This window comes from Mycobacterium sp. E2733 (assembly GCF_001667585.1).
Lineage (GTDB): Bacteria > Actinomycetota > Actinomycetes > Mycobacteriales > Mycobacteriaceae > Mycobacterium.
Window position 1 is genome coordinate 73,296 of record NZ_LZJZ01000092.1, and the last position, 12,530, is coordinate 85,825.

At 67.1% G+C, this 12,530-nt stretch carries 10 protein-coding genes; 3 read left to right on the top strand and 7 right to left on the bottom strand.

The features are described 5' to 3' along the window. The first annotated feature begins 13 nt into the window (after positions 1–13). Positions 14–1,006 (top strand): NAD-dependent epimerase/dehydratase family protein, encoded by a 993-nt coding sequence (locus tag A5678_RS16690; protein WP_068044253.1) that lies wholly within the window; start codon positions 14–16, stop codon positions 1,004–1,006. Here A5678_RS16690 and A5678_RS16695 read toward each other — a convergent pair. From A5678_RS16695 to A5678_RS16725, 7 genes are all read right to left on the bottom strand, one after another. After that, on the bottom strand, positions 1,003–2,622 hold the full coding sequence (locus tag A5678_RS16695; protein WP_068044255.1) for a WS/DGAT domain-containing protein: 1,620 nt from the start codon (positions 2,620–2,622) through the stop codon (positions 1,003–1,005). The genes A5678_RS16690 and A5678_RS16695 overlap by 4 nt on opposite strands. 33 nt (positions 2,623–2,655) lie before the next feature. Beyond that, entirely contained in the window at positions 2,656–3,939 is a 1,284-nt protein-coding gene (locus A5678_RS16700; RefSeq protein WP_068044257.1) for a lipase family protein, read from the bottom strand. Positions 3,940–3,948: 9 nt separating this feature from the next. Next, entirely contained in the window at positions 3,949–4,896 is a 948-nt protein-coding gene (locus A5678_RS16705; RefSeq protein WP_082945585.1) for a 2-oxo acid dehydrogenase subunit E2, read from the bottom strand. A gap of 97 nt (positions 4,897–4,993) precedes the next feature. Next, positions 4,994–6,433, bottom strand: coding sequence for a serine/threonine-protein kinase (locus A5678_RS16710; protein WP_068044261.1), 1,440 nt, complete (start codon positions 6,431–6,433; stop codon positions 4,994–4,996). Positions 6,434–6,598: 165 nt separating this feature from the next. Then, positions 6,599–7,750: a serine/threonine-protein kinase gene (locus A5678_RS16715; RefSeq protein ID WP_231983690.1), complete on the bottom strand. Its 1,152-nt coding sequence runs from the start codon at positions 7,748–7,750 to the stop codon at positions 6,599–6,601. A gap of 134 nt (positions 7,751–7,884) precedes the next feature. Continuing rightward, the gene (locus tag A5678_RS16720) at positions 7,885–9,720 is read right to left on the bottom strand and encodes an alpha/beta fold hydrolase (RefSeq protein WP_068044262.1); all 1,836 of its coding nucleotides are present in this window, start codon (positions 9,718–9,720) and stop codon (positions 7,885–7,887) included. Further along, on the bottom strand, positions 9,720–10,352 hold the full coding sequence (locus A5678_RS16725; RefSeq protein ID WP_068044263.1) for a TetR/AcrR family transcriptional regulator: 633 nt from the start codon (positions 10,350–10,352) through the stop codon (positions 9,720–9,722). The genes A5678_RS16720 and A5678_RS16725 overlap by 1 nt, the downstream gene beginning before the upstream one ends. 84 nt (positions 10,353–10,436) lie before the next feature. On the opposite strand from A5678_RS16725, the gene A5678_RS16730 reads away from it, so the two are divergent. Both A5678_RS16730 and A5678_RS16735 read left to right on the top strand, forming a co-directional pair. Continuing rightward, on the top strand, positions 10,437–11,087 hold the full coding sequence (locus A5678_RS16730; protein ID WP_068044379.1) for a polysaccharide deacetylase family protein: 651 nt from the start codon (positions 10,437–10,439) through the stop codon (positions 11,085–11,087). A gap of 17 nt (positions 11,088–11,104) precedes the next feature. Then, entirely contained in the window at positions 11,105–12,490 is a 1,386-nt protein-coding gene (locus A5678_RS16735) for an FAD-binding oxidoreductase (protein ID WP_068044265.1), read from the top strand. Positions 12,491–12,530 lie beyond the last annotated feature (40 nt).

Genomic DNA, 12,530 nt, shown 5'->3' on the forward strand with positions numbered 1-12,530 from the left:
GAGTCACGAACTCGTGCAGATCGCAGTGACTGGTGGCACCGGATATCTCGGTGCGCACGTCGTCCGTGGCCTACTCGATGCCGGCCATCAGGTGCGGCTTCTGGCCGAGCCCGGCTGGGACAATCCCGAACTGCTGCGGGCGCTTTCCGAACTCGGCTCGATAACCGTGGTATCCGGCGATGTTCGCAAGTCCGACACCGTGGCGACGCTCCTGGACCAAAGTGATGCCCTGCTGCACGCTGCCAGCGTGGTCGGGACCGACAACCGGCGCGAGAAGCTGATGTGGGAGATCAACGCGTTCGCGACCGAGTCGATCCTGCGTCAGGCACACGACCGCGGGCTGGACCCGATCGTCACGATCAACAGCTACAGCTCCCTCTTCTCGCCGACGGTCCCGGTGATCGGGCCGGACGCTCCCACCGCGGCGGGGAGGTCGTCCTACGCCAAGACGAAGGGCTACGCCGACCGTGCTGCCCGGCGGCTACAAGACGAGGGTGCGCCCGTTGTCATCACCTATCCGTCCAGCGTGGTCGGTCCGGCCTTCATGACTGCCCCCGGCATCACCGAACAGGGCTGGGCGACGATCATCCGCGCGGGCGCAGCGCCGCGACTGCGGCACGCCGGAATGATGATGATCGACGTGCGTGACGTCGCCGATGTGCATGTCGCATCGATGCGGCCAGGCCACGGCCCCAAACGTTACGTCTGCGGCGGCGCAATGCTGAGCTTCGATGAGATGATCTGCGCGCTCGAGGCCGGCTCCGGACGTCATATCAGGCGGATACCCTTGACCGGCGGAATGTTTCGGGCCCTGGGCAGGATCGCGGACGCCGTCGGGGATCTACTGCCACTCGGGGCCGGATTCAGTTTCGAAGCGGCACAACTGCTCACCGCGGCGGTACCCACCGATGACTCCCGCACCCTGGCCGAGCTCGGGGTGACCTGGCACTCGCCTCGCGAGGCGATCATCGCGACATTCGCGCACCGCAGCGGAGAAGAAACCTAACGGGCACTCGGGGTGACGCCGGGAGTCGCCGCCAACAACCGGTCGAAGGCGGCCGCGAAGCCGTCGACGATCGTCTCATGCTCGGGCACAAGGGTTTTGTCGCAGGCGATGCCCACGGTCACCTCGCCGTTGTAGGTAAAGATGCCGAAGCTCATGGGCTGGTTGCCCGAAACCGGTGCCCAGCCCACGATGCCCTCCACCTTGCTGCCGGCCAGGTACACCGGCATCGGCGGGCCGGGCACGTTCGTGAGCGTGCCGATCGTGCGGTTGGTGAACAGGTCCACCGACGCTTCATAGATCTGCCGGTTGAACCCGGCGATGGTTTCCTGCAGGCGGAACGCCAAGGCCGCCTCGTGGCCGTGCTTGATCCGGTTCATCCGCCGTTTGGCTACGGCAAGCACTCGCAGGGCATCGGGCTGATCGGTCGGCAGTTCGAGTTGCACCAGTGCGAACTCGTTACCGAGGTTGTCGGGCAGCGTCACGTCGACCGGCTTGAGGTTGACCGGGACCATGAACGTCACCGCTGAGCAGCGGGCGTGTTGGGCGTCGAGGTAGTCGTGCAACGCTCCGGCGACAGTCGTCACCAGCACGTCGTTGACCGTGCACCGGTTCGCCTTGGCGACGGCCTTGACCTTGGCCAGCGGGATCGGCTCCGACCATGCCACCGCCTTGTCGAGGCCTGCAATACCCGTCCACAGGGTCGCGTCGTTACGGGTGCCGACCAGCAGCTTGCGGATCGTGTCGAGGTCACCGGGCGCCGACGAGAACACGTCGACCAGCGCGCCGCTGCCCGGCATCGCCGCCCGCATGGTGGAGCGGACGGACTCGGCGACGTCGGACATTGTCGCCCGCGCCGAAGCGGCGAGCGTGTGGCCGGCACCCACCGGGTTCTCCAGTGCCAGGCGACCAAAGTCGTTGGCACGAGAGAGAATTCGAGGCAGTCCGGCGGTTGCCCTCACGACGCCTGCCGTCATGCCCGCCGCCCGTCCGGCCGGGTCGTCCAGCACCTCGTCGAAGGCCGACCTCGCGCGCCGCGCCGTGCCCGCCGCCCGTACCGCCGCGGTCCGCAACCGGTCCTTCATCGGGCGTCCCGGCGGGTGGGGCTGCGCCGCTTGCTGCACGACGTCGGGAGCGCGGATGTGACCTCCCTCGGGCGACGCGTCGAACAGTCTCATCGCCATCTCGACCATGCGCATGCCGTCGGCGAGGGCGTGGTGTGTCCGCATGATCATTGCGCTACCCTCCCGGTAGCGGTTCACCCAAATGCTCTGCCAGAGCGGCTTTTTGCGATCGAGCATTTCGGTGTGGTGGCTGGCCACCAGTGCCTGCAAATCGCGGCGGTCGTCGGGGTCCTTCAGGTCCACGATCGTGACGTGTTCCCCGAAGTCGAAGTTCTCGTCGACCTCCCACCACCACGAGCCGTCGGGGTCCTTGACCGCCAGGCTGCGGAACACGGGGTAGCGGTTGGTGAGCCGCTCCTCCATGAGTTGGCGCACGCGCGCCCAGTCGAGCGGATCGGCCGTCCAGACCACCGTGTCGACGACCATGAGGTTGTTGGGGCGGTCCATCTCCAGCCACAGGGCGTCCTGGATGCCGAGCCGGCGTCGCTCTGCCACTTTGCACCTCCACGAACGGTCGACTCGTTGGGCTCAGATAACTTCCGATGGAACCGGAATCGGATTAATCGGGTTGCCCTGCTGGATGGACGAACAGTTCTGCGGCGGAGGCACTTCGGCGAAGCGCTGCTTGATCCAGGCGATCGAGTTCGGCAGCCACAGCGTGAGACTCCAGATGTGGCTGAGCGCGTCGTATTGCTCGTAGTGGACCGGCGTGCCCGCCGCGCAGTAGTGACGGGCGAGCGTGCGCACGTCGCCGGCGATCATCACGCCGTCGCCGGCGCCGATGCCCGCCTTGTTGCCCGGCGTGCCCTCGAGCTCACCGCCGGCGCCCTGGCCGATGAACAGCGGGATCGTCGGCGTACCGCCGGTGCCCATGATCAGCTGGTTGGCACACCTGACATACTCCGGGATGCTCTCGGGTGTCGGGTACTGGGGTTTGGCCAAGTCCTTCCATGTCAGACGCGCGTATCTCAGGCCGAGAACCTCGACGATCGACGCATTCTGCATGTTGTTGTAGATCTGCACGCCGTGCTGGCTGAGATACCGCCTGAAATCGATCCCGAACGCGCGCGCGATGCCGACGAGCGCCATGGGCATTACACCGGCCCACATCAAGCTGCCCTCGACGTAGTGCAGGTTGTGCGCCGGGTGGACGAGCACGCCGCCGATCGCCGCGCCGATGAGGCGCTTGTTGACGTCGGGCGCATACTCCTTCGCGTATTCGGCGGCCCACTCGGTGGCGATCGCACCGCCGGAGTATCCGAGCATCGCAACCTTTGCGTCGCTGTCGATCGCCGACGAGTTGAACGCGGCCTGGATCGAGTAGAGCGTGTTCCTTCCGTACTCGGGACCCGCGGCGAAGTCCGCCTGCTGGCCCTCGGTGTCGGGGACGATGACGGTGTACCCCTCGGCGAGGAACGGACCGAAGACCCCCAGCTCGACGTTGGGGACGACTCCGCCAAGCGTGGGTCGGCCGCCCGAGATCGCGTACGACGGCTCGTCGTCCTGTTTGAGCGAGTCGTACGCGGACTGATAGGAGATCACCTTCGTTTTGTCTCGCAGCTCCAGCGGCCGGATGACCGAGGTGACGTTGACGGTCGGGTTCCGGGTCTGGCTGGTCGACCGGTAGAGCAGCTGCGTGGTCTCGAGCAGCGTTGGCAGGCCCAATATGTGGTAGGGAACGCTGCGAGTCTTCAGCACCGTTCCCGGCAAGATGTCCGGCAGCGGCTTTTTTCCCGTGTACGAGTAGAACGGATCGTTCTTCGGATGCGGCGGGGCGATGGCCGCGCGGGCAGGTGGTCGTGATGCGGGCATGGCTTCCTCTCAAGCGTGGCGCTGCGCCTTGGCCTTCGATCGGCTCGGTGCGGTCGCCGGCCGCGTTCCGTTCAACCGCACCGGGGCAGGCTTTTTCTTGCGCGGCGGGATGGTCCTGGGCACCGGATCGAATGCGGCGGGATCGGCCAGGTACGCGCGGAAGATGTTGGCCATCGTCGCCGCCTGGTAGCCGTCGACGAACCGGTGATCCAGGCCGATCGACAGCGGCAGCACCGGACGCACGACGGGTTGACCGCCCAGCGCCAACACCTTGTCCTTCACCGCCCCGATCATGATCCCGAGCGGCACGTGGCAGAACGTCGGCCATGGGGCGGCGGCCGTGTCGAGGCCGTAGGTGCCCACATTGCTCACGAGTATCGAGCCGTAAGGGCGCGCCTCCAGCCCAAGGAACGGAATGGGCAATTGCAGGCTTTCGGTAATGAAGCCCATCGCGTCCATCACCGGACGAAGCAGTAGCGGCGGCAGTCCCTTGACCATCGCCTTGCTCTGCTTGAACTGCGGATCTTCGTCGTGGCGAATGCGTGCGGCGTGATCGGTGAGTTCCTTGGCGATCACCCACGGTGGTTTCTCATCGATGCGACGCACCACGGTGCCCGAGAGATCGGTGTCGGCGGCTTCGGCTCCGGTTATGAGGTCGGTCCGCAGCGATACCACGAAGAAGCAGTCGACGGTCGGGGACGGCAGGAAGCCGCCGAACACGACTCGGCCGTTGAGACCCGGCAGCGCCTCGATGACCTTCCCCGCAGCCCTGCCGACGAGGTCCATGGGAGTGACGTGCTGACCCGTTGCTTCGCGGACCTGGCGCAGGTACTCGAGCAGCCGCGCCGCTTCGATATCCATCGTCGCCCAAATGATCGGGTCTTTGCGCGGCCGCCAGGTGGCCATGGCAATCTTGCGCCAGACGGAGAACGGGATGACGGATGGAGTGGTCCACATGATCGGAACTTCCTCTTCGAAGCAGGTACCCGAGTCTCCGCCCACAGCCGCGATACGGGCAGAGGACAAGGTCCCCTTCTCGCTGCGCCTGAGGTGATCAGGACGCGGTGGCGTACTGCAGCACCGGTTCCGACGAATCGACGTGGCTGCCGCTGATGATCCTGAGCCGACTCGGGCGCACCTCGTAGCGCACACCGTCGACCGGGTTGGTGACATCGAACCCGTCCCCGACGCGCTCCGCGTTGGACAGCTCTATGTGCGCGCCGTCGCGGATGCGTTCCCCCCGGTAGTAGTAACTGCCGCTGAGGTTTTCACACACCACGGCCAGCGACTTGGCGGTGCGCACCACGGCGGCCGGCGGATTCCCCGGGTCGCAGCGGGCCGTCTCGCCGACGAACCCCAACCCGTCGGCACCCCGCACCGGAGCCGACAGCGTCGGCGTCTTCGGCGGCGGCGGGCTCGAGCGCGCGGGCGATGGCGCCGGAGCCGCCCGCGGCGGCGGCGAACCGCCGCTTACCAACGCCGACACCAGCGCCACGATCAACCCAACGATCACCAGGACGACCGCCGCCCCGATCCCCACCAGCGGCGCGCGGCCACCCAGCAAGGGTCGGCGGGGCGCCGGCGAAGGGGGCGGCTCGACAGGCGGATACGGGCTGTAGCCGGTGTCGTCCGGGTTCGGATAGACCGTCTCAAACGGCCGGGTGCCAAGGGGCCCAGCGCCGGCGCCGACCGCGACCGGCTCGTACGCCGCGTTCACGGCCTCGCTCGCCGCCCGGGCAAGCTCACCGGCGGACGCGAACCGCGCCGTTCGCTGTTTGGCCATGCCGCGCGCGACGACGTCGTCGAAGGCCCGGCCCACCCCGCGGCGCATGATGCTGGGCCGCGGAGCCGGCGACAACATGTGCGCGCTCTTCAGCTCGGCCGGGTCGGTGGCCTCGAACGGCGGTTGCCCGGTGAGGCATTCGTAGAGTAGGCAGGCCAGCGAGTACACGTCGGTCTGCGGCCCCACCCGACCGGTGGTGAACCGCTCGGGGGCCATGTACACCCGCGACCCGTCGGCGTGCCCGATGCCGAAGTCGACGACATACGCGAAGTGATCGGGAGTCAGCAACACGTGTTCCGGCCGGAGACCCAGGTGCACCAGCCCGGCGGCGTGCGCGGCGTCCAGCGCCCGCGCCACCTGCGCAACGATCGACGCGGCCCGCGACGGTTCCAGCGGCCCCCGCTCGCGCAGCAGGTCCTTGAGGCTGCCGCCCTCGACCAGGTGCATGTCGACGAAGGAAACCCCGTTGATCGAACCGAAGTCGTGCACCGGGATGACGTGGGACTCCTGCAACCGCGACGCGATCCCGCACTCCCGCCGAAAGTGTTGCTGGAAGCCGGGTTCCGCGGCCATCTCGGCAGGCAACAGCTTGACCGCGACCATCCGGTCCCTAACCGTGTCGCGCGCCCGGTAGACCTCGCCCGTTGCGCCTGCGCCGATCAGCGATCGCAGCTCGTAGGGCCCGAACCGGGTGCCAAGCCGCGAAGTCAATGCGCAGTCCTTTCGCTAGGTCATAGAGGTCCAGCCGTGCGGATTCCCGAATTGGGCGCCGACCTAACGTGCGGCGGCTCACGCGTGCGGCGGCACTGGGCACCAGAATAGGCCGCAGTTGAAATTGGGCGGTCCGGCCGGCGGGCTACCGATCCCATATCGACGTCAACCGCCGTGTCCGCCTTTGGGCTTCTTGCCCGGGCGACCGGGTGGCGGCGCCGGCGCCGGTTCCGGGGTGCTGCTCGGTGTGGTGGTGGCGGTGGTCGTCGGGGGCGGCGTCGGCGTGGTGGTGGTTGGTGTGGTCGGCGTCGGCGGTGGCGCCGAGAACGGCGGATCGATGGCCAACAGGAGGAGCGCCAACACGAAGGCGGCAACGATCGCCGCGATCCACCATTTGCGCCGGGGAGTGTCGGGCTCCGGTGGCGCGCCCGCGGGCGTGTAGGTCAGCACGGCAGGTGGTGGCGCCTCCATCACGCAGGTGCCGGTGGGCATGGCCGCTGGGGCCCTGCCGGTCAGCGCGGCCCGCATCGCGCCGGCCTGGTCGAACCGCCACGCCGGGTCGCGCGCCATCGCGCGTTCGATCACGCCCGCGAGCGGCGGCGGCACACCCGGGCACAGGGCGGCCAGCGGCGGCGGTGAAGTGTGCAGGATGGCGTGTGCCAGCGCGCCCAGGTCCTCCTGCGGGAACGGCCGGCGCCCGGTCAGCGCCTCATAACCCACCACGCCCACGGCATACAGGTCGTCGAGCACCGTGGCCGGCTTGGACGTCAGCCGCTCGGGACTCAGATACGCCATGCTGCCGACGACTTCGCCGGCCCTGGTGTAGGCGGCGCCGGACGTCTTTGCGATGCCGAAATCGGCGAGCTTGGGTTCGCCCGCGGCGGTGAACAAGATGTTGCCCGGCTTGACGTCGCGGTGCAGGATGCCGGCGCTGTGCGCCTCGGCAAGGGCGTCCAGGACACCGTCGAGCACGACGTGCACGAACGCCGGTGGCAGCGGACCGCGAGCGATGTGATCGGCCAGCGACACTCCCGGTAACCGCTCCATGACGATGAACGGCAACCCGTGATGCTCGCCGACGTCGTGGACCACCACCACGTGCCGACCGGTCAGGCGCGCGGCCGCGCGCGCCTCCGCGTCGAACCGTGGGCGGCTGTCCGGCCGGTCGGCCACCCCGGGATAAAGCAGCTTGATGGCGACGGGCCGGTTCAGCTTTCGGTCCCACCCCTCGCGCACCTCGGCCATCGCGCCGCGGCCCAGGACACCGCGCAGTTCGTACCGGCCGTCGCCAAGGGGCCCGCCCGGCGCCAGAGGCACTCCGTTACTGCCCTGGCCGCGGTAAGACTGGGTTCCTTGGAGGTCCGTGTCGATCTCCTGTCGGAAAGCTGACTGCCTGCTGGGTCCGGGATAACCACACCATCGGGAATCGAAACCCGGTACTCAACCGGGGGTCAAACAGCGGCGGTCTGCGCCGGTTTCTGGACCGCTCCCACGTACTCGCCGACGAAACCGTTCCCCAACCACCACCTGGGCTCGGTGTGCTTGAAGATCTCTTCGCCGAGGGCTCGATCGCGCACCGACCTCTTGACCGGGAACGGATTCATGCCGGTCTTGTACTCGAGGCCGACCAAAGCGGGCGCGGTCGGCCGGCCTCGCCTGGGCAGCAGCTCGAAACCGGCGTCCCGGAGCACCGTGTTCAACTCGGCCGGGCGGGGGAACCGGCGAAAGTCGTGATTCGGCTTGTGCAGGCCGAACACGAACAGCGGCCCGATGGTGACGAAACACAGCCATGTGCACAGGTTGCGGTCGGGGGTGACATAGAACATCCGGCCGCCCGGCTTCAGCGCGCTGAACACGCTGTCGAACAAATGACGGTGCTCGGTGCAATGGTCGAGGACCCCGTGCAGGTAAATGAGGTCGAATTGATTGGCCCCCAATACATCCGCGTTTCGCGCGTCGCCGACGATGAAGCTCACTCCGGTGTTGCCGGCGAAACGCTCGCGGGCCGCACCGATCGACTTGTAGTCGACGTCGACGCCGACGATGTCCCACTCGCCCAACTTCGGATAGCGTTCCAGCAATCCCGCGATCGCCCCGCCGCTGCCGCAGCCGACCACCGCCATTCTCGGGCGTCGACCATTTGTCGGCGGAAGGTAGTCACGCAGGAATTCCCATGCGGCGTAGTCGATTTCGCCGACGAGCTCAGCGGTGAAGCGCCACTGCTCGCTGACCTCGGCGTTGGCGAAGTAACGGACCCCGCGCTCGATCGTGCCGTTGCTGATCCGCATCAGCACGCGATCGATGATCGAATAGTGGTATTCCCGCTCGCCCGCCGCGTCGTTGGCCCGTTCCCGATCGAGAAACTCGAAGTAGCGCCGCTCTTCGGGTTCGATTGGCGGCTCCCACGATTGAGCCCCGCCGAGCACCCGCTCCCGAATCCACGAGTCGATCACGCGGCCGTAGACGCTGGTGTCGAACAACATCAGCTGATGGCCCCCACCGGGCATCAGAAAAAAGTCTTTGGTCCCGCCGATCCGCTCGAAGCAAGCCCGGCAGTGCTCGGCCCCGACGATTTCATCGTGCTCGCCGCAGGCGATCAGGACCGGTTTCGTGTTGGCAGCCGCCGGTTTTGGCGGCACATAGTTGAACACCGAGTGGTAGCTCTTCAACCCGTACGACCAGACGTACAGCGGGTCCTTCTTCTTCGCGTCCAGCAGTCCGGGGTCTTCCTGGTAGGCGGCCTTGAAGTCGATGAACCGCCGCAGCGGGACGCGTAGCCGATCTCCCACCTTCTCCGCCGCGTATTTCGCCGGCCGCGAACGGAACAGCCGGATCGGCAGACTCATCGGCGCCTCGTGGTTCAACAAAATGTTCATGCACACACCGGCCGTCACGGCCGGGCACGCGTCGAGGGCGTGGAATGCGACTTCCCCGCCTTGGCTGGCGCCGTGCACGACGACCGGCAGGGACGTGCGCCGTGCGGCGTATTCGGTTACCGCCCTGGTGTCTTCGAGGAATTCTTCGAAGCGGAACACACCCGGCTTGCCTTCGGAGCGGCCATGTCCGGTCAGGTCGAAGGAATAGACCGCCGCGCGGTAATGGCGGCGCATGTGCTCGGCGAACGCGTCGTAACTCTCGCTGTTGCCGGCGGTGCCGTGCACCAGCACCAAGACATAATCGGCATTCTCGTTGTCGTAGCGGCGCACGAAGATCCGCTTGGCGCCGGATCCGGTCACGGCGTCTTCGACCATCGGCGGCACTGCCTGAACGGTGGTGTTCGGAGTCATCAGCCTTTCGAATCCAATCCTTCGGTGAATCGGGCGGCAATCATCTCGGCGAACGCGTCGAAGTCGGCGCGGAACGCTGGAGTGTCGGCGACGAACGGGCGCTGCATGGACATGCCCAGTAGCACGATTTCGCAGAGGCGCACCGCCTCGTCGACCAAGTGCTGCGGCGCCTCGTCACCGGCGATGGTGCGCAGCAGCTCGGCCAGCTGCCGTCGCTGGGTATCGCGATAGTCGACATACGCGGTCCGCAAGAAGTCGTTGTGGTTGGCAGCCGCCGCGAACTCGACCATGAACGTGACGGCGTCCAGGTCGTCGATGAACAGCGTGTACAGCAGACCGGCCGCCTCGGCCAGGCCATCACGCACGGACGCGCCCTGCGACAGCCGGGCCGCCGCCGTGGCGAACATCTTCTTGGCCATGTCGTCGATGGCCGCCTGGAAGAGCTTTTCCTTCGTCTCGAAGTGGTAATGCAGCAGCGTCTGCGAAACGCCGGCCTGTGCCGAGATCAGCTTCATCGAAGACTTCTCGTAGCCGTACGCGCAGAAGCACCGCACCGTCGTCTGCAGGATGCGCTGCCGGGTGTCGCCGGCGCCAACCGCCGGACCGGGAGCCTTCGGCACTGTTTCGGTCAACTTCGACTCGTCTCGTCGCTTCTCCGCATAAGGTACTGCCTGATCGATCAGTCAGGCAAGCGTGGCGCGCTACGCTCTGAATTGATGCGACCGGAAATCACGTTGACCTTCGACAACGGCCCGACCCCTGGCGTGACGGATCGGGTGCTCGATGCCCTCGCTCAGCGTCAGATGTCCGCCATCTTCTTCGTCGTCGGCGAGAGACTTCGCTCGCCGGCGGGACACCGGTTGATCGAGCGCGCCGTCAGTGAGGGCCACCGGATCGGCAATCACTCCTTCACCCACGGCGCGCCCCTCGGCGAGCTCTCTGTGGCGGAGACGATTCACGAAATCGGCAGCACCCAAGAGATTTTGGACGCTTTCAACGATGTCGATCGTTACTTCAGACCATGGGGAACGGAGGGCGAACTCGACCGGCGCTGCCTGAATCGGACGGCGGTCGACTACCTCATCGCGGAGAAGTACACCTGCGTCCTGTGGAACAGCGTCCCGCGGGATTGGGCCGACCCCCGCGGATGGGTTGACCGAGCGCTCGCCGATACCCGGAACCAACCGCACACCGTGGTCGTCCTGCACGACCTGCCCACCGGCGCGATGGAGCGACTCCCGAAGTTCCTCGATGAGCTCGACGACTCCGGCCTGGAGGTCACCACCGACCTCCCCGACGACTGTGTGCCGATCGTCCGCGGCCGGATGCGGACACCCGTCGATCACCTCACTCCGGCGATAAGGTGAACCGGAGGGAGGCCCCAATGAGCGACATGACGGCGCGGTTCTCCGAGATCGTCGGCGAGCACAACTTGCTGACCGGCGACGCCATCCCCGAGGACTACTGGCACGACGAGGTGTTGACGAAGCCGCCGCAGCGGCCGGCGTACGTCGCCAAACCCGCTTCGGCGGAGGCGGTTTCGCAGCTGTTGAAGGCCGCCTCGGACAACGGCGTTCCGGTGACCGCCCGGGGATCGGGCACCGGCCTCTCGGGCGCGGCGATCCCCCGGACCGACGGGCTGCTGATCTCATTCGAGCGCATGAACGCCGTGCTCGAGGTCGACACCACCAACCAGGTCGCCGTCGTCCAACCCGGCGTGACACTCACCGAACTGGACGCCGCGACCGCGGACAGCGGCCTGCGCTACATGGTTCACCCGGGCGAGCTGTCGTCCAGCGTCGGCGGCAACGTCGGCACCAACGCCGGCGGCATGAACGCGGTCAAGTACGGGATCGCCCGTAACAACGTCGTCGGACTGCAGGCGGCGCTGCCGACCGGCGAGCTCATCCGCACCGGCGGCAAGATCGCCAAGGTCTCCACCGGCTACGACCTGACCCAGCTCATCGTCGGCTCCGAAGGCACCCTGGCCCTGGCCACCGAGGTGACCGTCAAGCTGCACCCGCGGCTGGACCACAACGCCGCCGTGCTCGCTCCGTTCGCCGACTTCGACCAGATCATGGCGGCGGTGCCCAAGGTGGTGGGCAGCGGCCTCGCGCCTTACATCCTGGAGTACATCGACAACGTGACGATGGCCGCGCTCGTCCACACCCAGAACCTGGAGCTCGGTGTCCCCGACAGCGTCCGCGACAGCTGCGACGCCTATCTGGTTGTGGCGCTTGAGAACCGGACCGCAGACCGGCTGGACGAGGACGTCGAGACGGTTGGCGAGCTGCTGGCCGAGCTGGGCGCCGTGGATGCCTATGTGCTGGAAGGCGGTTCGGCGCGCAAGCTCATCGAGGCGCGAGAGAAGGCGTTCTGGACTTTGAAGGCGGTTGGCGCCGACGACCTGATCGACACCGTGGTGCCGCGCGGCGCGATGCCGAAGTTTCTGTCCGCCGCGCGCGGTATGGCGGCGGCCGCCGGCGGCGCGGCGGCGGGTTGCGGGCACGCCGGCGACGGCAACGTGCACCTGGCGATCTTCTGCAAAGATCCGGGCACGCGCAAGAAGCTCATGACCGACATCTTTGCGCTGGCAATGGAATTGGGCGGCGCAATCTCCGGCGAGCACGGCCTGGGCCGCGCCAAGACCCCGTACTTCCTGGAGCTGGAAGACCCGGTCAAGGTCGACCTGATGCGCCGCATCAAGCAAAGCTTCGACCCCGCGGGCATTCTCAACCCCGATGTGGTCTTCGCGGCGGCGGAAACCTAGCGACTCATGTCGTCCTCGCTCGTCGTTGAGCGTGAGCTGA